This is a genomic window from Nocardia sp. NPDC004711 (assembly GCF_053601595.1).
Genome location: NZ_JBSGCB010000059.1, coordinates 31,818 through 55,114, shown reverse-complemented (window position 1 = coordinate 55,114; position 23,297 = coordinate 31,818). Strand labels below are relative to the sequence as shown.

The following is a 23,297-nucleotide window of genomic DNA, read 5'->3' as shown; positions in this document are numbered from 1 at the left end:
CCTTCGAGGATCACGCGGTGACCACCCTCATGTCCGGGATTCGATACTCACCGGACTACTCGGCGAGCTCCTACACCACGCTATTGGACGCAACCGACCGCGTCGACCACTGGTCATTGCGCATCTGCACTGATCAGCTCTACGGCTGCCGGAACACGAGCGCCGGCGTTGCGGCTGACGATGCACAACACGGGTGCGCCGACTTCGCGGACGAGTTGATGTCGGGTCGCAGACTGGCGGGATTGCGTAATCAACTGTCGCGGGTTCGCGGTGTCCAGCCCGATGGGGACCGCAGCCGAGGGCCTGCAGCGTAGCTGCTCCACGTAGCTGTGACCGGTGTGGCAGCCGGGGAACCGATGGGGGTCCAGGCCATAGCCACGCCCACTCACGTGCACCACTGATGGTTCCCGGCATCTCTCGGGGGATGATGGTGTGGGGTGTGGCGGTTGTCGTGTCCGCCTGATCCACTGAGCGACGAGTGTGTGGTCCGGCTCGATAGGTGCAGATATGAGCTACAGCTCAGACTCGGGGAAGGGGTTCGGGCGACCAACGGCCGGAATCGAATCCGGCGCCATGGCCGCTTTTGCCGCTGCGTGGGAATCCGATATCCAGCCGCCGGCCATCGCCGACTATCTACCGGACGCACACCTGGGTGCGCTGATCGAACTGATCCGGATCGACCTGCGGCATCGGTGGCTGCGTTTATCGGCAGGGAGCCGGCCTCATGAACCCGTCGCGGCCACACTCGGGCCCAAGCGGCTAGCCGAATACTGCTCCGAATTTCCCGAACTGACATTGGAGCAAATTCCGGCCAGCCTGGTGTACGAAGAGTTCGTGATCCGCCGCCAATGTGGTGAGCAGGTGGATCCGGGCGAATACCTGCGGGACTATCCCGAGCAGGCGGCGCAGCTGCGCGAGCTGCTCAACGCCGGAGAGGAGAATCAGGGGACCCGGCGCGGCGGCATAGAGCTTACCGTCGCGAGCTCCGCCGACTCGATCACCTCGTCGGAGAATACGATCCGCACGGCGACCGACCTCCGCGCCGCCCAGGACACCACCGGGACACGGGCCGCCAACCTGGACCGTATCGTGGTCGGCGATCGAATCGACGATTTCGACCTGCTGACAGTGCTGGGCAGCGGTGCATTCGGACGGGTGTTCCTGGCCCGGCAGCGGTCGCTCCAGCGGCTGGTGGCAGTGAAGATCTCCGCCGACCGCGGCACCGAACCGCAAACGCTGGCACAGCTCGACCACGACTACATCGTGCGCGTCTTCGATCAGCGGCTGCTGGACCATCCGGGTCTGGACATCGCACCCGATGGGCAGAGGCTGCGGATGCTGTACATGCAATTCCTGCCCGGCGGCACCCTGCTGAGCGTGTTGCGCAGGGTGCGGGCCACCGCACCGCAACTGCGCACTGGACATCTGCTGCTGGACGCGGTCGACGCCGCGATGGCGGAGAAGGGCGAGATCCGGCCGACCGATTCCAGCGTGCGCGCTCAGATCGCGACGCTTTCATGGCCGGAGACCGTCGCCTGGCTGGGGCGCCGGCTCGCCGAGGCGCTGGCCTACGCGGACGCACACGGCGTGCTGCACCGCGACGTCAAACCGGCCAATGTGCTGCTCACCGCCGAGGCCGTGCCGAAGCTCGCCGATTTCAACGTCAGTTTCAGCCGCGACCTCGACGAAGCCAACCCGGTCTCCTATTTCGGCGGATCGCTGTCGTACATGTCGCCGGAACAGCTGGAGGCCTGTCACCCCGGCTACGACCGGTCCGCCGACGATCTCGACACCCGCGCGGACATCTATTCGCTCGGCGTTGTGCTGTGGGAGTTACTCACCGGCGCCAAGCCGTTCGATGACACTACTGCGGGTGAATCCAGCGACGCCACCACGCTGGCGGCCATGTTGAAGCGCCGTCGGGCCGGGGTGGATCCGGGTGCGCTCGAACGGATTCCGCCCGACTGCCCGGCGGCATTGCGCCGGGTGTTGCTGATGTGCCTGGTGTCCGAGCGTGACAAGCGGTGGGCCGACGGCGCGGAACTGGCCCAGCAACTGCAAGTGTGCCTCGACGAGCGCGCCCGCGACCTGGTCGACCCGCCGCCATCCAGCTGGCGGCTGCGACTTCGGCCGTGGCTGGTGCCAATGGTGGTGCTGGCCATACTCACTCCGAACGCGCTCGCTGCGGCGTACAACATCGAGCACAATAAGACGCTGATCATCGACCGGCTGAGCCTTTCAGCGCAGCGTGAGTGGTGGATCGCCGTAGCCCTGGTGAACGCGGTGTTATTCCCGTTGGGCATTGCGTTGGTGCTTTATATGTCGCGGTGTCTGCTCATCGTCTCGCGCGGGCTACGCCAGGGTCGGGAATACGACCCGCGGGTGCTGGCCCGGGCTCGATCAGACGCCGTGCGGTTGGGCGATCGTGCTGTGCTGGTGCCGCTTTCGCTGTGGAGCCTGGCGGCGATCATCTTTCCGATCGTGATGCACCTCACGACAAATGAACTCACCGGCGATGCGGCGCTGCACTTCCTGGGCGGGGCGCTGGTCTGCGGCGCAATCGCGGTGGCCTACCCGTCCATCCTGGTGACGTTCTACATGGTGCGCTGTATCTATCCGATGTTCCTCCCGCAGGGCGACATCACGACGGTCGATACGCTGCACCTGCGCAGACTCGGTCGGCGCTGCACCGTCTATCTCGCGGTAGCGGCGTCGGTGCCGTTGCTCGCGATTGCTGGGGTGACCTTGCTGCCGCCGGAGGCCATTCCGTTGATGCTCGTGGCGGTGCGGGTATTGTGCATCGGCGCGATCATTGCGTTCATCGTCGTCTATGTGTTGTTCCGGGCGATCGAGGCCGATCTGGAGGCGTTGGGACGTGTGATGGATCCCGTCTGCGGACAGCGGGAGCCGAATGCCGCCAGTTGACTATGAGCGAACAGGGCCTGCGTCCCGGAAGACGGTGAGGTTCCGTCTTCAACTGTCTGGTTTCACTCCCGGCGCTCCACCACCGTCAAATCCCACAGAAACCCCCTCCGCTGGTCACACCAGATGCGAAATAGTTGCATCGCATGCGAGTCGCACGTCAGCGCACCACACCGGCATGTCGCAACCCGACTCCGGAACTGCGCCGACTACCAGTTGCGGCCAACCGTTCACTGGCTGAATTCTCTTGGCGGGCAATATCATTGCCTGGGCTAGCCACCGAGTGCGCACACTCTGGCCAATTCGTATCCCAGGCAATGGGCCGAGCTTGCCGTAGTCGTCGAAGTTCCAACGAAGCCCGCGTGGCCCCTTGATTGAGCTTCCTGCAGATCGGTGAGATCCCCATTCGCGAAACTGCGGATCAGACTCCGCGAAACGCCTTGTCGCCGACCCTGTCCGGATCGGTGATGTGGGAGAGGAACAGGCGGGCAGCGGGGGCGGGGGTGCGGGTGGTGACGACGTGCCACGGGCGGTTGAGGGGAGTGCCCTCCACCGCGATGACTTCGAGCAGTCCGGCTGCCAGGTCGGTGGCGACGGCGTCGGAGTGGATGAGGGTGATGCCCAGGCCCTCGCGGGCGGCGGCCAGCGCGGTGCCGTGGGTGCCGAGAGTCAGTGTGGGCGGGAGGATTTGGAGGCGGTCGAAGAGGGCGAGGGTGGTGTCGCGGGTACCGGAGCCTTTGCCGCGCAGGAGCCAGGTGGCCTCGCAAGGGTCGGGCCAGGCGTCGGGTGCGCCGACCACGACCAGCTGGCAGGGGCGGCGGGCGCGGGTGACCAGTCCGGCGTCGCGGGGTGGGCGGCCGGCGATCACGAGATCGGTTTCGTGGTGGGTCAATTCGAGGTACAGCACGTCGCGGGGCTGGATGGACAGGCCCAGTTCGATGTCGGGGTACCGGATGCGGAAGGACGCGAGCAGCCGGAGCAGCACGTATTCGCCGGCGGTCCCCACCACGCCGATACGCAACCGGCCGGTCTCGGCTTCCCGGACGGCGGCGTGCGCCTCCTTCATCAAGCCGAGGATGCTGCGGCAGTAGTCGGCGTAGACCCGCCCGGCCTCGGTGAGCGCGATACCCCGCCCGGATTTGGCGACGAGTTTCGCGCCGAGTTGTTTCTCGATGTGTGCTACGGCCGCGGAGGCCGCCGCTTCGGTGATGTGCAACTGCACGGCCGCGCGGCGAATGCTGGAGTGCTTGGCAACGGCGAGAAAGGTTTCCATGCGCACCGCGCTCACCGTACCCATACTCAACGGTAGCAAACTCGACGAAAAGGTTGAGCGAGAACAGAAACAATCGAATTGTTTGTCGTTAACGGCCCGGTCATCCTGGGAATCACAAGTCGCCCAACCCGGTTCGCAGGAGGAATGATGGCCGGATCTGTCGATGATCAGCGCAGCCGGTGGGATCCGGGTGTGCAGTCGTACGCGTCGATGGGATACTACGCTCCCGACTATCAGCCCAAGGACACCGATGTCCTGGCGGTCTTCCGGGTGACGCCCCAGCGGGGCGTCGATCCGGTGGAGGCGTCCGCGGCGGTGGCGGGTGAATCATCCACGGCCACCTGGACGGTGGTCTGGACCGATCGGCTCACCGCGCACGAGCGCTACCAGGGCAAGTGCTACCGCGTCGACGAGGTGCCGGGCCGCAAGGGCGAGTACTTCGCCTATGTCGCCTACGATCTCGATCTCTTCGAGGAGGGTTCCATCACGAACCTCACCTCCTCGGTCATCGGCAATGTCTTCGGTTTCAAACCGCTGCAGGCATTGCGGCTGGAAGATATGCGCATTCCCGTGGCGTATGTCAAGACCTTTCAGGGTCCGCCGCACGGAATCGTTATGGAACGGGAGTATCTCAACAAATACGGCCGCCCACTGCTGGGCGCCACGGTGAAACCGAAACTCGGTCTGTCGGCCCGCAACTACGGCCGCGTGGTGTACGAAGCCTGCCGGGGCGGACTCGATTTCACCAAGGACGACGAGAACATCAACTCGCAGCCGTTCATGCGCTGGCGCGACCGCTACCTGTTCGCGATGGAGGGCGTCAACCGCGCCATCGCCGAAACCGGAGAAATGAAGGGGCATTATCTCAATGTCACGGCCGCCACGATGGAGGACATGTACGAGCGCGCGGAATTCGCGAAATCGCTCGGCAGCTGCATCATCATGATGGACCTGACGGTCGGCTACACCGCCATGCAGTCCATGTCGAAGTGGGCGCGCCGCAATGGCATGCTGCTGCACCTGCATCGGGCCGGGCACTCCACCTTCACCCGGCAGAAGACCCACGGCGTCAGCTTCCGGGTCCTGGCGAAGTGGTGCCGGCTGATCGGCGTGGATCACCTGCACGCGGGCACGGTCATCGGCAAGCTGGAAGGTGATCCGCACACCGTCAAGGGCTTCTATGACACGTTGCGCGACAACCACATTCCGATGAACCCGGTCAACGGCATCTTCTTCGACCAGGACTGGGCCAGCCTGCCCGGCGTCATGCCGGTCGCCTCCGGCGGCATCCACGCCGGCCAGATGCACCAGCTGCTGGACCTGTTCGGCGACGACGCCATCCTGCAGTTCGGCGGCGGCACCATCGGCCATCCGATGGGGATCGCCGCGGGCGCGGAAGCCAACCGGGTCGCCCTCGAAGCAGTGGTCAAGGCGCGCAACGAGGGTCGCGATCTGCTCAAGGAGGGCCCGGACGTGCTGCGCCGCGCCGCCGAGATCTGCCGCCCGCTCGACGTCGCGCTCGCCACCTGGGGTGATGTCACCTTCGACTACACCTCCACCGACGCCCCCGACGCCGTCCCGACGGCCTCCCGCTGAAAGTCGAGGAATCCCCATGCATCTGCGCCAAGGCACCTTCTCGCACCTGCCGGACCTCGACGACATCGAGATCGCCGCCCAGGTCCGCTACGCCCTGCTCAACAACTGGCCGGTGTCCATCGAATACACCGACGATCCGCATCCGCGCAACAACTACTGGGAGATGTGGGGCCTGCCGCTGTTCGATCTGGACGAGCCCGACGGGGTGCTCGCCGAGATCAACGCCTGCCGGGCCACGTTCCCGCGCCACTACATTCGCGTGAACGCCTACGACGCCTCCTACGGCCGGCAGACCACGGCGCTGAGTTTCCTCGTGCAGCGTCCGGCCCACGAGCCCGGTTTCCGCCTCGACCGGACCGAGTCCGACGACCGCCGTCAGCACTACGGCTTCCATGCCTACGCACTCGACGACCGTCCGGGCCAAAGGTATGGCGGCTGAACAGCTTTCGGAACGGGAGGATATCGTGAGCGCGGAACGCCCCGCGGTACCGGGCGGCCGGCAGCCTGCAGCCGGCCGCCCGGCGGGCGGGTTCCAGATGCACCGGCCCGGGGTCACGAGCCCCGCACCGGTGCGTGGTACGGCCGCCGATGGTCCTCCCCGACCGGAGGATTCGGCGGCCGACCATCTGCACCGCCCCGCTGCCGGCCCACCGGAGATGCTGGCCGAGGACGCCCTGCTGGATCTGTCGACGGATGTCGCGGGCAAGGACGTCGAGGACACTCTCGCCCGCCTCGACGCGGAACTGGTGGGTCTGGCGAACGTCAAACGCCGCGTGCGGGAAATCGCCGCATTGCTGCTCATCGATCGCGCCCGTCAGCGTTTCGGGCTCGAGGCTACCCGCCCGACCATGCACATGAGCTTCACCGGCGGGCCCGGCACCGGGAAGACCACGGTCGCCCTGCGCATGGCCGAGATGCTGCACGCCCTCGGGTACATCCGGAAACCCAAGGTGCACACCGTCACCCGTGATGATCTGGTCGGCCAGTTCATCGGTCACACCGCGCCCAAGACCAAGGAGGCCCTCGCCAAGGCCGCCGGGGGAGTGCTGTTCATCGACGAGGCCTACTACCTGTTCCGTCCCGAGAACGAGCGTGACTACGGGCAGGAGGTGATCGAGATCCTGCTGCAGGAGATGGAGAACGAGCGCACCAGCCTGGTGGTCATCTTCGCCGGCTACCCGGACCGCATGGAGACCTTCTTCTCCGCCAATCCCGGCCTGTCCTCCCGGGTGGCCCACCACATCGAGTTCCCCGACTACACCCACGACGAGCTCATGGCCATCGCCGAACTCATGGTGCGCCACGAGAACTTCCGCTTCGATCCGGAAGCCGCACAGGCCTTCTCGCGCTATCTGAAGCTGCGCATGGCCCGCCCCCGCTTCGCCAATGCCCGCAGCGTGCGCAATGCCCTCGAGCGCTGCCGGCTGCGGCAGGCCAAACGCCTGGTCGAACTGCACCGGCCGGTCGGTCGCACGGATCTGATCACCCTGACGGACAGCGATGTCCTCGGCAGCAGTGTGTTCGCGGACGCCCTCGCCGACGAGGGGGCCCCTCCATGACGAATTGAGAGCGATTGTGCCCGAAGGATTGAAGACCCTCACCCGCTACACCATCGAGCAGGAGCACCGGCATCCCGGATCGTCCGGGGAGTTCTCGGCGCTGCTGAACGTGCTCGCCACCGCAACCAAGATCATCGGGAATCAAGTGACCCGGGGAGCGATCGTCGGCTCCCTGGGCGCATCCGATGCCGAGAATCTGCCGGTCACCGTGCACCGGAAGATGGACGCGATCGCCAACGACATCATGGTCGCCGAGAGCCAGTGGACCGGACCGCTGGCGGCGCTGGTGTCCGAGCAGATGCGCGAATGCCATCAGGTGCCGACCGAGTACCGGCGCGGGAAGTATCTGCTGGCCTTCGATCCGCTGGACGGATCCAGCAATATCGACGTGAATCTGCCGGTGGGAACGATCTTCAGCGTGCTGCGCGCTCCGGAGGACGGGCGCGAGGCCGCCGGCGCCGACTTCCTCCAGCCGGGCGTCCAGCAGGTGTGCGCCGGCTTCACGCTGTACGGGCCCGCGACCATGCTGGTGCTCACCACCGGCAACGGGGTGGACGGGTTCACGCTGGATCGCGAGGTGGGCGCGTTCGTACTCACCCATCCACGCATGCGAATCCCCGACGACACTTCCGGTTTCGCCATCAATGCCGCCAATGAGCGGTTCTGGGAACGCCCCGTCCGCCGCTATGTCCACGAATGCCTCGAAGGCGTGGACGGCCCGCGCGGACGGGATTTCAATATGCGCTGGGTCGCCTCGCTGGTGGCCGACACCTTTCACATCCTGACCCGCGGCGGGCTCTACATGTATCCGCGCGATACCCGCAATCCCGAACGCCCGGGCCGGGTTTCGCTGCTGTACGGGGCCAATCCGATCGCCTTCATCGTCGAACAGGCCGGGGGTGCGGCCAGCACCGGGCACGAACGGGTGCTGGATGTGCGGCCCGAGGAGCTGCACCAGCGGATCCCGTTCATCTTCGGCTCCCGCAACGAGGTCGAACGGATCGAGCGCTATCACCGCGAACCGGAGGAGGGGCCCAGTTTCGACGCCTCGCTCTTCGGTTCCCGCTCTCTGTTCCGCGCGTCCCGGCACTGAGCGGCCGGGTGTGTGAAAGCTGTTGTCCGGCAATCGAGGAGGTGCCATGTCGGTCAAACATCCCGTGGTCGCGATCACCGGGTCGTCCGGTGCGGGGACGACCAGCGTCACGCGAACCTTCCAGGAGATATTCCGCCGCGAGGGAATCAGCGCGGCGATCGTGGAGGGGGATTCGTTCCATCGCTACGACCGCAACGAGATGAAGCTGGCCATGGCAGAGGCCGAACAGCATCGCAACCTGACCTTCTCCCATTTCGGGCCGGAGGCGAACCTGCTCACCGAACTGGAGTCACTGTTCCGCGAGTACGGGGAGACCGGGGTTGGTGCGGTGCGGCGCTACCTGCACGATGACGACGAAGCCAAACCCTTCGGGCAGCCGGCGGGCACGTTCACGCCGTGGGAGGAGCTGTCGCCGGGCAGCGATCTGCTGTTCTACGAGGGCCTGCACGGGGCGGCGGTCGGCGACGGCGTCGACGTGGCCCGCTATGCCGATCTCCTGGTGGGCGTGGTTCCCATCATCAACCTGGAGTGGATTCAGAAGGTGCACCGCGACAAGACCGAGCGCGGTTACTCCAGCGAGGCCATCATCGACACCATTCTGCGGCGCATGCCCGACTACGTGAAGCACATCTGCCCGCAGTTCTCGCGGACCTATGTGAACTTCCAGCGGGTGCCCACGGTGGATACTTCGAATCCCTTCACCGCCCGGACCATTCCGACCGCGGACGAGAGTTTTGTGGTGATCCGCTTCGCCGATCCGAAAGTCATCGACTTTCCGTATCTGCTGTCCATGCTGCACGATTCGTTCATGTCGCGGCCCAACAGCATCGTGGTGCCGGGCGGGAAGATGGACCTGGCGATGCAGCTCATCTTCACGCCGCTGATCCTGCGGCTGATGGACAAGCGGCCCAAGCGGCTGCGCTGATCCGGGTTGTGCCGCACGAGAAACGGCGGCCGCCCAGGAAGGGCGACCGCCGTGGGTTACGCGCATCGAAGCGGTCAGACGGCCGTGGGCACATCCTTGGCGCGGCTCTTCACCAGGAAGGCCGAGACCACCTCGAAGACGCCGATGGCGATCAGCCAGCAGCCGACCACCACGACCAGGGCCGTGATCGAGCGGAACGGCTCCACGATCAGCAGACCACCACCGACGATGAGCAGGATGCCGAACAGGACCTGCCAGCCCCGGCCCGGGACGGCGGCATCGGACATCGCGGCCACCAGCACCGCGGTGCCGCGGAAGATCCAGGTGATGCCGATCCACAGCGCCAGCAGGCCGATGGCCTGGAACTCGTTGCGGAAGCAGAAGAAGCCCAGAATGAACGACAGGATGGCGGTGATGAAGGACAGCACCCGCATCCAGGTGCTGATGTGCATTCCGAAGGCCGCGATCAGCTGGAAAACACCGGATACGAGCAGGTAGATGCCGAACAGGACACCGGCGACGACCAGGGTGGGTCCGGGCCACACCAGCACCAGGATGCCCAGCACCACCGAGAGAAGGCCGGTGACCAGGATCGACTGCCACGCGCTGCGGGCCAGTGCATGGACCGGCCCTTCGTAAACTCCCTCTTTGCTGGTTGTCATGTTCAGCAGAATATGACCAGTTCGGGCCGTTTGCGATCAATTAGCCAAGTGTTGCGCGGCTGTGACATGACTCAATCGTCGTCGGCACTCAGGCGCGCGATGCGCCGCACCCAGCGAATGTCGGCCCGCCAGGTGTATCCGGCGACCAGCAGCGAACCGACGACCGCGGCATTGAGCATGGAGGAACCGTTCACCACCAGCGACACCAGGCCGCCGATGAGCGCGCCCAGGCTGAACGAAACATATTGCGTCGCATAGCCGAGCCAGTCACGGGCAGTGCCGCCACCGAAGACGTGTCGCTCGATGCCCTGCGCGAGTTTGACCAGGGTACCGGTGACGTAGCTGACCGGAATGGAGACCTCGCCGTTCTTGACGAAGGAGGTGTTGAGCGCGCCCATGCCGAAGGCGACGAACAGGATCGGGATCAGGCCGATGCCACGCTCGCCGAGCGCGGCGTCCACGATGGCCGCGAGCAGCAGCGCACCGGTGGTGAGCATGGTCGCGCCGTGCGGATGGTTGGTCCACCAGTAGCGGCGGCAGATCGAGGCAATGAAGACGCCGGCCAGGAAGCAGGCGATGATCGCGGCCGCGCCGCCGGCCAGGGTCGGGTCGCCGGTGAAGTTGCCGAGAACCGCGCGTTCCGTATTGCCGGTCATGAAGGTGACGAAATAGCCCTCCGAGTGGGCGTACGCGGCCGCGCCGATGAATCCTGCCAGCGTTGACAGCACCGCGGACAGCCGCATCTCGAGATCCCAGAAGGGCTTCTGAGGTTGCTTGCCGGTCGCAGCCACAGCAACAGGCTAGCAATCCGCAGGATGTCGGCCCGGAGGGAAAATTCGCGCCGGTGACGCCGCGCTGCCGGTGCGGTACAGTGCGTATGTTAACCGGAATTCGCAACTGGGATGTCCAGTGGGAACAAGGAGAAGTCATGACCTCCGCCGTCATCGTCGACGCTGTCCGCACCCCCTCCGGGAAGGGTAAAACAGGTGGCGGCCTGTCGGAAGTGCATCCGGCGACACTGCTGTCGGGCATGCTGGAAAGCCTGGTCGAGCGCACCGGGATCGATCCCGCGCTGGTCGATGATGTGATCGGTGGTTGCGTCACCCAGAGTGGCGAGCAGGCCTTCAATATCTCCCGCACCGCGGTGCTGGCGGCCGGCTTCCCGGAAGCGGTGCCCGCCACGACGGTGGACCGGCAGTGCGGATCCTCACAGCAAGCCGCCCATTTCGCGGCGCAGGGTGTCATCGCGGGGGCCTACGACATCGCCATCGCCTGCGGCGTGGAATCCATGTCGCGGGTGCCGATGTTCTCCAACGCCCAGGGCCGCGACGCCAATCGCGGGCCGATCGCGCACCGGTACCCGGACGGGCTTGTGCAGCAGGGCATTTCCGCCGAGGTGATCTCCGCGCGCTGGAAGTTCGACCGGACCGCGCTCGACGAATTCGCGGCGCGCTCGCACCAATTGGCCGCCGCCACCGCGGCGTCCGGAGGCTTCGACAACGAACTGGTCCCGGCGGGATCGCTCACGGCCGACGAGACCATCCGCCCCAGCACTACCGTCGAGGACTTGGCCGGGCTGAAGCCCGCCTTCGTGGACGCCGAATTCAAGGCCCGGTTCCCGGAAATCGAATGGTCCATCACCCCCGGCAACTCCTCGCCCCTCACCGATGGCGCGTCGGCGGCGCTCATCATGAGTGAGGAGAAGGCCGCCCAGCTCGGCCTGAAGCCGCGCGCCCGCTTCCACTCCTTCGCGGTCACCGGTGACGACCCGCTGCTCATGCTCACCGCCGTCATTCCGGCCACCCGTAAGGTGCTGGCGCGAGCGGGACTGTCCATCAACGACATCGACGTCTACGAGGTGAACGAGGCGTTCGCGCCCGTGCCGCTGGTCTGGGCACACGAGCTCGGCGCCGACCCGGCCAAGCTCAACCCGCGCGGCGGCGCCATCGCCCTGGGGCACCCGCTCGGCGCCTCGGGCACCCGCATCCTCACCACCATGCTCAACCACCTCGAACAGACCGGCGGCCGCTACGGCCTCATGACCATGTGCGAGGCGGGCGGCCTGGCCAACGCCACCATCATCGAACGCCTCTGAGTTCGCGCCTCGCATCACGGGCACGCTCGGCAGCGAGCGGGCCGAGGCCGGCAGGGCTGCCGCCCTCGTCGGCCCGGAGGCCTCGACGAAGCGACCCTTTCGCCGCCGCCCCGACAGCGCATCGGGTGCCTGCGCGCTGCACGCCGGATGGCTTCCCGGGCACGGGAAATCGCCGGCACTGTCGGAGACCGGCCGTAGGCTGGCGTCGGTTGCGCGGGCAGCGCGTGGGATAGGCGGAGGCGTTGTGCAGGTTTCGTGGGATCAGGTGTTCAGCTGGCGGGTCCAGCGGCAGTTCGTGGATCCGCGGACGAACAGCGATGCCGTGGCTGTGGTCGAGCGGCTGTGCGGGGTGCAGGCGCAGGTGACGTCGGCGGCGGAAACCGCTGTGGCGCTGCGGCGTTCGGCAGGTGAGCCCGGTGCGGTGGTGACGGCGCTGGCGGCGGGCGCGCTGATGAAGACGTGGGCGATGCGTGGCACGCTGCACGCCCTGACGCCGGAGCAGGGGGCCGCTGCGTTATCGCTCATGGCGTCCGCACGCACGTGGGAGAAACCTGCGTGGACAAGGGCTTCCGGGGCGACACCGGATGATGTGGCGGCGCTGGTCAAGGCGGTCGGTGACATTCTCGACGGGCGTGTTCTGACCCGCGACGAACTGGTCGCGGAGCTGATCGCCGAGCGGCGATTCCAGCCGCTGGAGGGCCATCTGCGCTCCGGGTGGGGTTCGATGCTGAAGCCCCTGGCCTGGCAGGGCGCGCTGTGCCACGGCCCGTCCCGTGGCACGTCGGTCACCTTCACCAATCCCGCGCACGTCATCCCCGGCTGGTCCGGTATCCCCGACCCGGATGCCGCCGCGCCCAGCATCATCCGTGCCTACCTCGGCGCCTACGGCCCCGCCACCCCGGAGATCTTCAATACCTGGCTGACTCGCGGGTTCCTGAGCAAACCGACTGTGCGCCGCTGGTTTTCGGACCTCGGCAACGAGCTGACGGAGATCGACGTCGAGGGCCGACCCGGCTACTTCCTCACAGCTCACCTGGACGAACTCGCCAGGACCAAACCAACTTCCGCTATCCACCTCCTCGGCCAGTTCGACCAGTACGTCCTGGGCCCCGGCACCGGCGACACCGTCCTCCTCCCCGGCGACCACCGCGCCAAGGTCAGCCGCACCGCAGGCTGGATTTCCCCACTCGTCCTGACCGGCGGCCGGATCACCGGAACCTGGGACCTGAACAAGGGCGACCTGACCGTCTCCATGTTCGACGGCGCACCCATCCCCACCGCCCAGCTCACCGCCGAACTACCCCGCATTGCCAAGGCCACCGGCCAACCCGTCACAACAGTCCGCGCTGCCTGACGCAGATTCCCGGTCACCGCCGGTCCCGTGACGGCAGCGGGACCCACCCCGCAAACCAGAACAGAGCCGCAGATGCCACTGTCAGCACCGCGAACAGCTGGCTCCAATGCTCCATATGGTCGAAGTTGACGATGTAGCTGACCAAACTGGCAAGGCACAACCCACCCGTGATGGCCAACGCGACCAGAAAACGCCAGGTCCTTCGCGCTCCACGCAGGTCCGACATCGCGAGATCCCCCCGAATCCGGTGTGCGCGAGCCCCTTCGGCCCACACATGATGCGGAATTCTACGCTTTGGCGCGGCCCGGAGCACCTGCGTTTCGCATCGCACCTGACGTCGCGGACCTACTCGTCGGCAATCGTGACCGGCAGCATCCGGCCGGCGACGCGATGTACGAGGACACCACAAGGTGGCCCGAAGGATTCACGCCCTCTCTGCTGTCGAGTGGGATTTGTCCGTCAGTTGCTGCTGGGCAGGAGGGACGGGTCGTGAGCGCCAGGGCCCAGTTGGGGGCGTAGGTCCCTGGCGGTCAGGTGGTCGCCGCATTCCGAGCAGACGGGCTGGACGGTCATGATGTGGCCGCAGGCCTTGTGGACGGATTCGATCGGGGGGCCGGCGGGGGCGGCCCATTCGTCGCCCCATTGGCGCATGGCGGCCAGGATCGTCCAGAGGGAGCGGCCCTTGTCGGTGAGCAGGTAGTCGTAGCGGACCGGGTTGTCCTGGTAGGGGGTTTTGTCCATGATGCCTTGGGCGACAAGGTGTTCCAGGCGCTGGGTGAGGACATTGCGGGCGATGCCCAGGCGGGAGCGGAAGTCGTCGAAGCGGGTGATGCCGAAGAGGGCGTCACGGACGATGAGCAGGGTCCACCATTCGCCCACCACCTCCAGGCACTGGGCGATGGAGCAGTTCATGTCCTCGAAGCTGGTTCGCCGCATGACCCCAGCATAGTCGGTTGCTTCAGAAGACTCACTCGCCTATGGTCCGTCTCATGAAGAAACTCACTCGGGCCTACGGCCGGACGTATGGGGGAGAACGATGAGCACCGTTGTCGCACAGGAGGAACGCCGGGCCGTCGATCCACGGGTGGTGCTCGGGATCGTCGCGGTGGCGGTGCTGCTGTCCAGCCTGGACCTGTTCATCGTCAATGTGGCGCTGCCGCGGATCGCGGAGGATTTCTCGGGAGCCCGGATCGCGGGACTGTCGTGGGTGCTCAACGCGTATTCGATCGTGTTCGCGGCACTGCTGGTTCCCGCCGGGCGGCTGGGTGACCGGAATGGGAACAAGACCGCGTTCCTGACCGGGCTGGGCGTCTTCGTGCTGGGGTCGGCGCTGTGCGCGGTGGCGTGGAATACCGGTGCGCTGGTGGCCTTCCGGGTCCTGCAGGCGGCGGGCGCGGCGTTGCTGACGCCGTCCTCGCTGGGCCTGCTGCTGGCCGCGACACCGGCCGAGCGACGGGCGACGGCGGTGCGGCTGTGGGTGGCGTTCGGCGGTCTGGGTGCGGCGCTGGGGCCGGTGATCGGCGGACTGCTGGTCGAACTGCATTGGCGCTGGGTGTTTCTGGTGAACGTGCCACTGGGGATCATCGCGCTGGTGCTGGGGGCGCGGCTGTTGCCGCGAGCGAACGGCACTGGCGGATCGATGCCGGACGGGGTCGGCGCGCTCATGTTGATCGGGTCGGTGGCGTCGCTGATTCTGGCCGTCGTCAAGGGTGAGGACTGGGGGTGGGGATCGCCCGGCGTCATCGGCGCGTTCGCGGCGACCGCCGTGTTCGCGGTGGTGTTCGTGGTGTCGTCGCGTCGCCATCACAGTCCCGTCGTCGATCCGGGACTGCTGCGCGTGCCGAATTTCGCGCTCATGCTCGGCAATTCGCTGCTGTTCAATATCGCGTTCGCCGGGATGCTGCTGTCGGCGGTGCTGTGGATGCAGAACGTGTGGGGGTGGTCGGCCTTGCAGACCGGGCTGGGGATCGCGCCCGGGCCGCTGATCGTGCCGCTGGTGGCGGTGTCGGCGGGCCGGCTCATCGCCCGGATCGGTGTCGGGCCGGTGCTCGCGCTCGGCGGGGTGGCGTTCGCGGCTGGAATCGTCTGGTGGGCGCAGGCGATCACGCTGCGGCCGGACTATCCGGCCGGGCTGCTCGGCGGCATGCTGGTGACCGGTCTGGGCGTCGGCCTGACCATGCCGACCAGTGTGGCGGCGGGGACCGCGGGGCTGCCGCCGCAGCAGTTCGCGACCGGGTCGGCGGTGCTGAGCATGGCGCGACAGCTCGGAATGGCCGTGGGTGTGGCCGTTCTGGTGGCGGTGCTGGGTACACCGGCCGGCGCGCAGGCGACCCTCGACGCCTTCCAGCACGGCTGGTATGTGATCGCCGGCGCTTCGGTGGCCGCGGGCGTGCTGGGCCTGGCAGCGCGAATGCCGAAGGCCGCACCGGTATCCGGGTAGATTCTCAGGGACCGACTCAGGGGTTGTCCGGATGTCCCGCTCCGCGGCCGTCCCTACCGTCGAGATATGCGAATCGGACTGACGGTGACAGCGCTGGCGCTGGTGGGGGCCGCGGGATGCGGGAGTATGGCCACCTCGGCGCCGCAGCCGGTCTCCACCACCCCGATGGCGGTGTCGCCCAAGCGGGTCGAGCGGATTCGCGACGACATCGACGGGCTGGTGCGGGCCGGGACCACCGGGGTGATCGCGACCCTCACCGAGAACGGGCAGACCATCACCCTCACCGCCGGGGTCGGGGACCGTACCACCCGGGCGCCGATTCCGATGGCCCCGCCGCAGCAGGTGCGGGTCGGCAGCATCTCCAAAACCTTTGCGGCGGCACTCATCATGCAATTGGTGTCGGAAGGGAAGGTGCGGCTCGACGAACCCGTCGACACCTATCTACCCGGCCTCCTCAGGGGCAATGGCGTGGACGGGCGCATGATCACGGTGCGCCAGATCCTCCAGCACCGCAGCGGACTGCCGGAACTCTCCGACGACCCCGAACTCGACGAGGTGCGCGCCGCGGCCGGGGGCCGCACCTTCACTCCCTCCGAGGAGATCGCGATCGCGCTGCGCCGGCCCGCGCAGTTCGCGCCGGGGGAGCGGTTCAAGTACACCAATACCAATTTCATCGTCGCGGGCATGCTGGTCGAAAAGGTCACGGGCAGAACGTATTCCGAGGAACTCACCGGCCGGATCACGACGCCGAATCAGCTCGCCGACACCTACCTGCCCGCTCCGGGCGAGACCGGCTTCCGCGGCCCACACCCGCAGGGCTACACCCTCGTCGGCGGCGTCCCGGCCGACGTCACCCGCTCCGAGCCGTCGGTGGGGTGGTCGGCAGGCGGACTGATCTCCACCGGCAACGACCTGAACCACTTCTTCATGGCCCTGCTCGCCGGAAAGATCGTCGCCGACGGGCAGCTGCACGACATGCTGACAACCCCACCCCGTTCCCCCGACAGCGCCCTCGACTACGGCCTCGGCATCGGCGCGATCCAACTTCCCTGCGGCGCACACTACTTCGGCCACGTCGGCGAGATCGCCGGCTACCTCACCATTTCCGGCGCCACCCGAGAGGGCCGCGCGGTGACCATCGCGATGAACGACTCCCCGGACACCGACCCGGACATCACCGGCCTACTCAGCGACGCCCTGTGCCCGTAACGGTCACAACCGCCCCTGCAGTCATCCGCCGGGGATGGAATCCGAGCATCCCCAGGGTTCCGGCACTCGGCGCGTACCATGACCTTGCCCTGACGTCCCGTTTCGAGTGAGGTTGCCAGTGACCGAACTGCCTGTGTGGGCCGACGATCCCGGGGCGCTGGAGCTCACCGAGGAGCAGTACGACGAGCTCCCGGATGCCCTGCGCAAGCTGATCGAAGTCATCGACGGGAATGTCATCCGCTGCCAAAGCGGCAGCGCGGAACATAGTGATGTCGCTCGGCGGCTCGCCAATCATATCGAAGCGGCGAAGCCCGACGACCCCTGTATGCGGGTGTCGACCGATGTAGACATCCACTTCACCCGGAGGAAGCGGCGCGACGGCGCCTTCTCGTTCCGTCGCCCCGATGCGACCGTCTACCGCGGTGTCGAACGCGGCACCAAACTCACCACCGCCGATGCCTTGCTGGTCGTCGAAGTCGTATCGCCCGGTTCCGGATACACGGACACGGTCGACAAGCGTGCCGAATACGCATACGAGGGGATTCCGGTCTATCTGATCGTCTATCTGGACTCGAGTCTCTATGTGAAGATGATCCAGGAGTACCGGCTCGATTGGGCCGCGCGGACCTACCGGCTTGCCGAAACCCACGAAGACGCGTTGCTGCTGGAGAGCCCTTATTCAGCAGTCGTTCCATTCAGTCGATTGGATGGCTGAGGCGCACTGCGGTTCTCGGGGGTCAGCGTGGGTGAAGTTCGGCGGCGAGTTCGAGTAGTTCGGGGACGTGGGAGCCGTCGGTGGCTGCCCGGTGGATGGCCTCGGCGAGGGGGAAGGCGCGGACTTCCAGGATTTGTTCTGCGTCATCGGGGTTGGTGGGGTCGCCGGTGAGGGTGACGTCGGCGGTGCACCAGAGCCAGGCTTTGTGGGGGTGGGGTTGCCAAGGGCGGTAGGGGGCGGGCCGGTCGGTGGTGGCGTAGTGGGCGCCGAAGTGGTGCAGGGGGCCGGACAGTTCGGCGCCGGCTTCCTCGGCAAGTTCGCGGATTACGCAGGACTCGATGGATTCTCCGGCTTCGCGGGTGCCGCCGGGGAGGATCCAGCGGTTCCGGTCGTCGCGGCAGAGGACGATGCGGTCGCCGAGGAAGCAGACGACGTGGATGTTGGTGACCAGGTGGTCGGGTGGGAGGTCGGTGGAGAACTGGACGTCGAGGCCGCCCCATTCCCACCGAGCGGGGGTGTGGAGGAGGGGATAGCGGTCGGCGAGGGTCATGGTTCGACGGTACTGTCCCTCCGCGGAGTGGCGGCCCGCCCCACCTTCTAGAACTGGTTTCAGTATTGTTCCCCTATGGCCTTCGTCATCGACAAAAGCGTGGAGATCGACGCGCCCGCCGAGCTGGTCTGGCAGGTGCTCACCGACGTGGACAAGTACGGGGAATGGAATCCCTTCTGCCTGGAGTGCAAGACCACCCTCGAACCGGGGTCGCCGATCGATATGAAGGTGCGGCTGGTCGGGCCGAAACCCAAGCAGCAGCGCGAGTTCATCCGTTCCCACACACCGGGTAAGGAATTCAGCTACAACATGAAGCCCGCGCCGCTGGGCCTGCTCAGCAGCGAGCGCTCGCACACCCTGACCCCGCTCGAGGACGGCCGCACCCGCTACTTCTCGCACTTCCAGCTCAACGGGCCGCTGGCCCCGGTGGTCGCCGGCCTGCTGGGCGGCGCGCTGACCACCGGGTTCGAGGGCATGACCGACGCCGTCAAAACGCGGGCAGAGGCCCTGAAAGCCGTGCGCGACTAGCGTTCACGCCTCGAACGGCAGCACGTTGCCGGCGGCGTCGCGGCCACCGCTCTCGTTCTCGATGGCGGTGGCCAGGTCCTGCACGCTGGTCCAACTGCGTGGTTCCTCGTCCTCCAGATTGCCGATGGTGTACCAGGTGGCGGTGCCGCGATAGCGCACCAGCCCGTGACCCGAATAATCCAGCGTCACATCGAGATCCCCGGAGACCGTTCCCTCTTCCCGGGTCATGACGGCTGCCTCGCTGCGGATTTCGACAACGGCGACTATGTGAACTCTCCCTTGCTGGCACAGTCCTTCACCGCGGTCTGCAGTGCGGTCTGCTCCTTGGTATCGACGTTCAATCCGTACTTTACTTTCACCTGGATGTAGTGCCCGATATAGGCGCACCGGAAGGTCCCGGGCGGCAGATAACTGGACGGATCCTGGTCGCCCTTGGAGCGGTTGGCGGTGGGATCGGAAATCACCAGGTTCAGCGCGTCATTGGCGATATGGCGCCGGGTGTCGTCGTCGAGGTTCGCAGCGCCCGAACGCCACGCCTCGGCCAGCGCCACGATGTGGTCGATGTCCAGGGCCGACGAATCGGTGGTCCACTTGTAGGGCTTGAGGGCGTTGGTCTTCTTGTCCATGACCCCGTACTGGTCGCGCCAGCCGCCATTGGTGCCGACGCTCAGTTTGCAGCTGCTCGGATCCAGCTTCACCGGCCCGGTGGCGTCACGTAGTAGCACCACGTCACGGGTGGTGCAGCGATTGTATTGCGCGAAGGCGTCACCGAATCCGTGCTCGGGCTTGTCGGTGTCCCAGTGCGGGAATCGGTCGCGGGAGTAACCGGTCATCGGCAGTTCGTCGGCCACCTTCAGTTTGCCCAGCAGACTGCTGATCTCCTTGGCCGATCCCGCCGGTTGAGCGCCGCGATCCGGTATCGGCGGGCCGCTCGCGTCCGATTTATCGGTGCCGACATGCTTTTCGAGGACGACGGCCACGATGGCCAGCACGATCACGAACAGCAGCGACACCGCCGCTTTCAAGACGCGGCGCAGGGTGGGGGAGGAACGGATCTTCGACCATGTCACCGCGCATCACCGCCCGCGGCGGCCGGGGACAGGGGCTTCGACAGGCGTGACGGCTTCGTGTGCAACATATCCCGCAAACCTTGGCAATCAGCGACCCGAAACGGCAAGCCGCACGAGGGTTTCGGAGACCGGTGTCACACCGCGCCCCGAGAATCGGCGTCCGGAACCGGACTCGCGGCACACCCGCCGCAATTCCATACTGAGTCGCCGTGAGATCGAAAACAATGACGGTGCAGGGATTTCCGCTCGGCTTCCGGCGCGTTGCCGTGTCGCGCTAGATCTGATGCCACCAGGCTATGAAGAACACCGCGCCGCCCGCGCACAGCGCGATGGCCACCGGTACCGGCCACCACGGACCGCTGCGGCCCAGCAACCGCTGGGCGAGACGCTGTTCGAGCATTCCGAGCCCGGCGATGAGCAGTACCCACAGGGGGAACGGCAGCGCGCCGCCGGCGAAATGCACCGCCCACGCCCCGGCCAATGTCGGACCGCCCCAGGAATGTTCGAAATCGTGCGCCGCCACCAGGGGATAGAAGATGCCGCGCACCGCGGCCAGCACCATCAGGAACGCCGCGAACCAGGCGACCAGTCCAACCGCGACCGCCAGCACCGTGTGCCCGGCGGTCCGCCACGGTCCCGGTTCCCGCAGCTCGAACGGCGCCCGGAACACTCGCCGCACCACCCGGGCCCGAACCCCCGTGGGCGCGAAGGCAACCGGCACCGAGAGCAGCGCGTAGTACGCGGCCCGCAGCACCCGCTCGACCTTCCCCATGGGGACAACCCTAGCGCCGGCTTATGGTCCGCCCCGGCAGCCCGCGACCTGGTGCCGCGCCCGCCGGAGATGCGTCGGCGCGCCGGGCAGCCCTACCCGACGCGCCGAATCGCCTGAGCATCAGGCGGTGTCGATGTCCTGAGAATCAGGCGTTGTTGAGCTTGTTCAGCCGCTCGCAGGACTCCAGGTACTCGGTGATGAGCCGCTGCACCACGTCGGCGGAGCGCTCCATCTTGTTCATCATGCCGACGACCTGGCCGACCGGGTTGAAGTTCACGTCCTTGGCCTGCTCCGGGTACCGGTGGCCGCGCTTGACGCCGTCGAGGGCGACCATCATCTGCAGCGGCATGCCCAGCGGGTTCGGGGTGTCGGGACGCTCCCACGCCTCGGTCCAGTCGTTCTTGAGCATGCGGCAGGGCTTGCCGGTCCACGACCGCGAGCGCACGGTGTCGAGGCTGGTGGCGTCGATGTAGGTCTGCATCTGGGCGGGCGGCACATTGGCCTCCTCCACCGTCAGCCACAGCGAGCCGGTCCACGCGCCCGCCGCGCCCATGGCGAGGGCGGCCGCGACCTGGCGGCCATTGCCGATACCACCGGCCGCGAGCGCCGGCATGTCGCCGATGGCGTCGATGACCTGCGGCCACAACACCATGGAGGCGATCTCACCGCAGTGGCCGCCGCCCTCGGTGCCCTGCATGACCACGAAGTCCAGACCGGCGTTCTTGTGGTTGAGCGCGTGCTTGACCGAACCGCACAGCGCGCCGATGAGGCGGCCGGAGTCCTGGATCTGCTTGATCACGTCATCGGGCGGGGTGCCCAGCGCGTTGGCGACCAGCTTGGCCTTGGGGTGCTTCAGGATCACCTCGATCTGCGGGGCGACCGTGGTGGCGGTCCAGCCCAGCAGCTGGTTGTGGCGCTCCTCCGGCGGCAGGTGCGGCACGCCGTGGTCGTTGAGGATCTTCTCGGCGAAGTCGCGGTGCTCCTGCGGAACCAGCTTGGCCAGTTGGGCCTCCAGCTCCTCGGGGCTCAGGCCTTCGACGCCCTTGCCCTCGTACTTGGAGGGGATGACCAGGTCCACGCCGTAGACGCCCTGCACGTGCTCGTCGAGCCACTGCAGCTCGACCTCGAGCTGTTCGGCGGTGAACCCGACCGCGCCGAGCACACCCAGACCGCCCGCATTGCTGACCGCGGCGGCCACGTCCCGGCAATGGGTGAAGGCGAAGATGGGTACGTCGATGCCGAGGCGATCACAGATCTCGGTACGCATGGTGTGGTGGGCTCCTCTGAACTTTCCGGCACTGGAAATGTTGTGCCCACCACACTAGAACATGTTCTACATTCGGACCAGTCTCTCGATGCCTGCCCGTAGGTCACTGTCAACAACATGTTCTAGTTGCCGGGAGTGGTCAGCCGTGCGCGAGCAGGCCGTCGGCGTGCAGATCGTCGAAAAGGAGCTGGTCCACGGGCGGGACGTGCGGCCGATCGGCGTAGGTGAACCAGGCGATCTCGTCGATCTCGCTGCTGGCCGCGAGGGTGCCGGAATACTCGGCGGTGTAGCAGGCCATGCGCACGACGGCGTCGGGAATCAGCGCCTCGTAGGTGCCGACGTGAGCGACGGTGTCCGGCGCGAGTTCGACCGTGAGCTCCTCGCGGATCTCGCGGACGAGGGTTTGCAGATCGGTTTCCGCGCCCTCGCGTTTGCCGCCGGGGATATAGAAGACGTCCTTGCCGCACGGCCGCGCGCACAGGATGCGACCGTCCTCGATTCGCACCCAGGCCACCGTGTCGATCAGCCGCTGCTCCCGCTCCGTCTGCATGGGCGCAGCCTAGCGGGCGTCAGTCCGCGGGCTCCCAGGCGGCGACGAGCTCGAGCAGGCCGGGGAAACGAGCCTCGAGGCCGTCGATCATTTCCTTGGCCACGTTGGGTGCGGAGTAGTCGATGACGATCCGCCCCCCGCCGCGGGTTCACCGGGGACGTCTCCTCAGGTCGGCACGGGAGTTACCGCACATAGTGAGACATTGTGTGCGGTAGTTCCTTAGCGTGACTTTTCGCGATATTGGGCCGCCGACGTTCAGTCATAGCCGGGAACATGCTGCCAGGCAACGCATTTCGGAATCCGAGGCCCGCCCCGCAGCTACCTGGCGTGACTTTTCGCGCCACTGGCCCTCACGGGCCGGATCGAGCAGTCGGATCGGCCTCCACTGGCCCCTCGCGAGAGCGGCGGCTCGACTCCCGCTCCACCCGAGCAGTTGGATTCGGGGCGTCGATGTCGCGGGTTCGCCGGCCGCCGCGTACGGCTCAGAAGCAGTACGGGAATTTGCACTGAGACGGATCATTGGGACCGAAGATCGCTGCGATCAGTCCGTTGATCACAGCGTCCGCCGCTCCCGATCCCGTGCTGATAGCGACATCTTGTGCGCCGACAACGGTCGGGGTCGGCGGTGCGGCCTCGGCGATTGCCGTCGTCGGGGCGGCGATCACGATCCCTGCCGTGAGGGCCAGCATCGTCTTTCCAAGCATTGTGTTCCCTTTT

At 66.7% G+C, this 23,297-nt stretch carries 24 protein-coding genes; 12 read left to right on the top strand and 12 right to left on the bottom strand.

Translation table 11 applies throughout. The features are described from left to right. Positions 1-507 precede the first annotated feature (507 nt). Positions 508-2,925 carry a serine/threonine-protein kinase gene (locus tag ACWEKS_RS39860; protein WP_452344894.1) on the top strand — a complete coding sequence of 806 codons (2,418 nt, stop codon included), beginning with the start codon at positions 508-510 and terminating at the stop codon, positions 2,923-2,925. 418 nt (positions 2,926-3,343) lie between these two features. On the opposite strand, the gene ACWEKS_RS39855 is transcribed toward ACWEKS_RS39860, so the two are convergent. Further along, positions 3,344-4,219 carry a LysR family transcriptional regulator gene (locus ACWEKS_RS39855; RefSeq protein WP_452344893.1) on the bottom strand — a complete coding sequence of 292 codons (876 nt, stop codon included), beginning with the start codon at positions 4,217-4,219 and terminating at the stop codon, positions 3,344-3,346. A gap of 120 nt (positions 4,220-4,339) precedes the next feature. On the opposite strand from ACWEKS_RS39855, the gene ACWEKS_RS39850 reads away from it, so the two are divergent. The 5 genes from ACWEKS_RS39850 to ACWEKS_RS39830 are packed head-to-tail and all read left to right on the top strand — an operon-like array spanning position 4,340 to position 9,368. Further along, complete coding sequence (locus ACWEKS_RS39850) at positions 4,340-5,791, top strand: form I ribulose bisphosphate carboxylase large subunit (protein WP_452344892.1); 1,452 nt, start codon at positions 4,340-4,342, stop codon at positions 5,789-5,791. A 16-nt stretch (positions 5,792-5,807) separates the two neighbouring features. Next, the gene (locus tag ACWEKS_RS39845) at positions 5,808-6,230 is read left to right on the top strand and encodes a ribulose bisphosphate carboxylase small subunit (RefSeq protein WP_452344891.1); all 423 of its coding nucleotides are present in this window, start codon (positions 5,808-5,810) and stop codon (positions 6,228-6,230) included. Between the two features lie 25 nt (positions 6,231-6,255). Continuing rightward, entirely contained in the window at positions 6,256-7,350 is a 1,095-nt protein-coding gene (locus ACWEKS_RS39840) for an AAA family ATPase (protein WP_452344890.1), read from the top strand. A 16-nt stretch (positions 7,351-7,366) separates the two neighbouring features. Beyond that, positions 7,367-8,443 carry a class 1 fructose-bisphosphatase gene (locus ACWEKS_RS39835; RefSeq protein WP_452344889.1) on the top strand — a complete coding sequence of 359 codons (1,077 nt, stop codon included), beginning with the start codon at positions 7,367-7,369 and terminating at the stop codon, positions 8,441-8,443. A gap of 46 nt (positions 8,444-8,489) precedes the next feature. Continuing rightward, positions 8,490-9,368: a phosphoribulokinase gene (locus tag ACWEKS_RS39830; protein ID WP_379381040.1), complete on the top strand. Its 879-nt coding sequence runs from the start codon at positions 8,490-8,492 to the stop codon at positions 9,366-9,368. A 74-nt stretch (positions 9,369-9,442) separates the two neighbouring features. On the opposite strand, the gene ACWEKS_RS39825 is transcribed toward ACWEKS_RS39830, so the two are convergent. Both ACWEKS_RS39825 and ACWEKS_RS39820 read right to left on the bottom strand, forming a co-directional pair. Next, on the bottom strand, positions 9,443-10,030 hold the full coding sequence (locus ACWEKS_RS39825; RefSeq protein ID WP_452344888.1) for an HdeD family acid-resistance protein: 588 nt from the start codon (positions 10,028-10,030) through the stop codon (positions 9,443-9,445). A gap of 71 nt (positions 10,031-10,101) precedes the next feature. Next, positions 10,102-10,773 (bottom strand): YoaK family protein, encoded by a 672-nt coding sequence (locus ACWEKS_RS39820; RefSeq protein ID WP_452344897.1) that lies wholly within the window; start codon positions 10,771-10,773, stop codon positions 10,102-10,104. 185 nt (positions 10,774-10,958) lie between these two features. Here ACWEKS_RS39820 and ACWEKS_RS39815 point away from each other — a divergent pair, with 185 nt between their 5' ends. Both ACWEKS_RS39815 and ACWEKS_RS39810 read left to right on the top strand, forming a co-directional pair. Next, positions 10,959-12,125: a thiolase family protein gene (locus tag ACWEKS_RS39815; RefSeq protein WP_452344887.1), complete on the top strand. Its 1,167-nt coding sequence runs from the start codon at positions 10,959-10,961 to the stop codon at positions 12,123-12,125. 244 nt (positions 12,126-12,369) lie between these two features. After that, entirely contained in the window at positions 12,370-13,479 is a 1,110-nt protein-coding gene (locus ACWEKS_RS39810) for a winged helix DNA-binding domain-containing protein (protein WP_452344886.1), read from the top strand. A gap of 13 nt (positions 13,480-13,492) precedes the next feature. Here ACWEKS_RS39810 and ACWEKS_RS39805 read toward each other — a convergent pair whose 3' ends face one another. Together ACWEKS_RS39805 and ACWEKS_RS39800 are read right to left on the bottom strand one after the other, a co-directional pair. Next, entirely contained in the window at positions 13,493-13,705 is a 213-nt protein-coding gene (locus ACWEKS_RS39805; protein ID WP_452344885.1) for a hypothetical protein, read from the bottom strand. A 233-nt stretch (positions 13,706-13,938) separates the two neighbouring features. After that, positions 13,939-14,415 carry a winged helix-turn-helix transcriptional regulator gene (locus ACWEKS_RS39800; protein ID WP_452344884.1) on the bottom strand — a complete coding sequence of 159 codons (477 nt, stop codon included), beginning with the start codon at positions 14,413-14,415 and terminating at the stop codon, positions 13,939-13,941. 100 nt (positions 14,416-14,515) lie between these two features. Between ACWEKS_RS39800 and ACWEKS_RS39795 the strand changes: the two genes are divergently transcribed. From ACWEKS_RS39795 to ACWEKS_RS39785, 3 genes are all read left to right on the top strand, one after another. Next, positions 14,516-15,919 carry an MFS transporter gene (locus tag ACWEKS_RS39795; protein WP_452344883.1) on the top strand — a complete coding sequence of 468 codons (1,404 nt, stop codon included), beginning with the start codon at positions 14,516-14,518 and terminating at the stop codon, positions 15,917-15,919. A gap of 66 nt (positions 15,920-15,985) precedes the next feature. Beyond that, positions 15,986-17,128 carry a serine hydrolase domain-containing protein gene (locus tag ACWEKS_RS39790; RefSeq protein ID WP_452344882.1) on the top strand — a complete coding sequence of 381 codons (1,143 nt, stop codon included), beginning with the start codon at positions 15,986-15,988 and terminating at the stop codon, positions 17,126-17,128. Positions 17,129-17,246: 118 nt separating this feature from the next. Beyond that, a complete protein-coding gene (locus tag ACWEKS_RS39785; protein WP_452344881.1) occupies positions 17,247-17,843 on the top strand; it encodes a Uma2 family endonuclease in 597 nt (198 codons plus the stop codon). A 22-nt stretch (positions 17,844-17,865) separates the two neighbouring features. Here ACWEKS_RS39785 and ACWEKS_RS39780 read toward each other — a convergent pair whose 3' ends face one another. Next, a complete protein-coding gene (locus ACWEKS_RS39780) occupies positions 17,866-18,393 on the bottom strand; it encodes an NUDIX domain-containing protein (RefSeq protein WP_452344880.1) in 528 nt (175 codons plus the stop codon). A 75-nt stretch (positions 18,394-18,468) separates the two neighbouring features. On the opposite strand from ACWEKS_RS39780, the gene ACWEKS_RS39775 reads away from it, so the two are divergent. After that, a complete protein-coding gene (locus ACWEKS_RS39775; RefSeq protein WP_354832733.1) occupies positions 18,469-18,921 on the top strand; it encodes an SRPBCC domain-containing protein in 453 nt (150 codons plus the stop codon). A 3-nt stretch (positions 18,922-18,924) separates the two neighbouring features. On the opposite strand, the gene ACWEKS_RS39770 is transcribed toward ACWEKS_RS39775, so the two are convergent. From ACWEKS_RS39770 to ACWEKS_RS39745, 6 genes are all read right to left on the bottom strand, one after another. Beyond that, complete coding sequence (locus ACWEKS_RS39770; protein WP_402775830.1) at positions 18,925-19,149, bottom strand: hypothetical protein; 225 nt, start codon at positions 19,147-19,149, stop codon at positions 18,925-18,927. 35 nt (positions 19,150-19,184) lie between these two features. Beyond that, on the bottom strand, positions 19,185-19,991 hold the full coding sequence (locus ACWEKS_RS39765; RefSeq protein ID WP_452344879.1) for an HNH endonuclease family protein: 807 nt from the start codon (positions 19,989-19,991) through the stop codon (positions 19,185-19,187). A 274-nt stretch (positions 19,992-20,265) separates the two neighbouring features. Further along, entirely contained in the window at positions 20,266-20,763 is a 498-nt protein-coding gene (locus ACWEKS_RS39760; protein ID WP_452344878.1) for a hypothetical protein, read from the bottom strand. 145 nt (positions 20,764-20,908) lie between these two features. Continuing rightward, entirely contained in the window at positions 20,909-22,030 is a 1,122-nt protein-coding gene (locus ACWEKS_RS39755) for an NAD(P)H-dependent flavin oxidoreductase (protein WP_452344877.1), read from the bottom strand. 139 nt (positions 22,031-22,169) lie between these two features. Further along, positions 22,170-22,580 (bottom strand): NUDIX hydrolase, encoded by a 411-nt coding sequence (locus ACWEKS_RS39750; RefSeq protein WP_452344876.1) that lies wholly within the window; start codon positions 22,578-22,580, stop codon positions 22,170-22,172. Positions 22,581-23,062: 482 nt separating this feature from the next. Then, on the bottom strand, positions 23,063-23,269 hold the full coding sequence (locus ACWEKS_RS39745) for a hypothetical protein (protein WP_452344875.1): 207 nt from the start codon (positions 23,267-23,269) through the stop codon (positions 23,063-23,065). Between the last annotated feature and the right edge of the window lie 28 nt (positions 23,270-23,297).

What these genes read in the sequence shown, in the direction of transcription:
- ACWEKS_RS39860 (WP_452344894.1), top strand. Translation starts at nt 508, where the DNA reads ATGAGCTACAGCTCAGACTCGGGGAAGGGGTTCGGGCGACCAACGGCC.
- ACWEKS_RS39855 (WP_452344893.1), bottom strand. Translation starts at nt 4,219, where the DNA reads ATGGGTACGGTGAGCGCGGTGCGCATGGAAACCTTTCTCGCCGTTGCC.
- ACWEKS_RS39850 (WP_452344892.1), top strand. Translation starts at nt 4,340, where the DNA reads ATGATGGCCGGATCTGTCGATGATCAGCGCAGCCGGTGGGATCCGGGT.
- ACWEKS_RS39845 (WP_452344891.1), top strand. Translation starts at nt 5,808, where the DNA reads ATGCATCTGCGCCAAGGCACCTTCTCGCACCTGCCGGACCTCGACGAC.
- ACWEKS_RS39830 (WP_379381040.1), top strand. Translation starts at nt 8,490, where the DNA reads ATGTCGGTCAAACATCCCGTGGTCGCGATCACCGGGTCGTCCGGTGCG.
- ACWEKS_RS39825 (WP_452344888.1), bottom strand. Translation starts at nt 10,030, where the DNA reads ATGACAACCAGCAAAGAGGGAGTTTACGAAGGGCCGGTCCATGCACTG.
- ACWEKS_RS39820 (WP_452344897.1), bottom strand. Translation starts at nt 10,773, where the DNA reads ATGCGGCTGTCCGCGGTGCTGTCAACGCTGGCAGGATTCATCGGCGCG.
- ACWEKS_RS39815 (WP_452344887.1), top strand. Translation starts at nt 10,959, where the DNA reads ATGACCTCCGCCGTCATCGTCGACGCTGTCCGCACCCCCTCCGGGAAG.
- ACWEKS_RS39805 (WP_452344885.1), bottom strand. Translation starts at nt 13,705, where the DNA reads ATGTCGGACCTGCGTGGAGCGCGAAGGACCTGGCGTTTTCTGGTCGCG.
- ACWEKS_RS39800 (WP_452344884.1), bottom strand. Translation starts at nt 14,415, where the DNA reads ATGCGGCGAACCAGCTTCGAGGACATGAACTGCTCCATCGCCCAGTGC.
- ACWEKS_RS39795 (WP_452344883.1), top strand. Translation starts at nt 14,516, where the DNA reads ATGAGCACCGTTGTCGCACAGGAGGAACGCCGGGCCGTCGATCCACGG.
- ACWEKS_RS39790 (WP_452344882.1), top strand. Translation starts at nt 15,986, where the DNA reads ATGCGAATCGGACTGACGGTGACAGCGCTGGCGCTGGTGGGGGCCGCG.
- ACWEKS_RS39780 (WP_452344880.1), bottom strand. Translation starts at nt 18,393, where the DNA reads ATGACCCTCGCCGACCGCTATCCCCTCCTCCACACCCCCGCTCGGTGG.
- ACWEKS_RS39775 (WP_354832733.1), top strand. Translation starts at nt 18,469, where the DNA reads ATGGCCTTCGTCATCGACAAAAGCGTGGAGATCGACGCGCCCGCCGAG.
- ACWEKS_RS39770 (WP_402775830.1), bottom strand. Translation starts at nt 19,149, where the DNA reads ATGACCCGGGAAGAGGGAACGGTCTCCGGGGATCTCGATGTGACGCTG.
- ACWEKS_RS39760 (WP_452344878.1), bottom strand. Translation starts at nt 20,763, where the DNA reads ATGGGGAAGGTCGAGCGGGTGCTGCGGGCCGCGTACTACGCGCTGCTC.
- ACWEKS_RS39755 (WP_452344877.1), bottom strand. Translation starts at nt 22,030, where the DNA reads ATGCGTACCGAGATCTGTGATCGCCTCGGCATCGACGTACCCATCTTC.
- ACWEKS_RS39750 (WP_452344876.1), bottom strand. Translation starts at nt 22,580, where the DNA reads ATGCAGACGGAGCGGGAGCAGCGGCTGATCGACACGGTGGCCTGGGTG.
- ACWEKS_RS39745 (WP_452344875.1), bottom strand. Translation starts at nt 23,269, where the DNA reads ATGCTGGCCCTCACGGCAGGGATCGTGATCGCCGCCCCGACGACGGCA.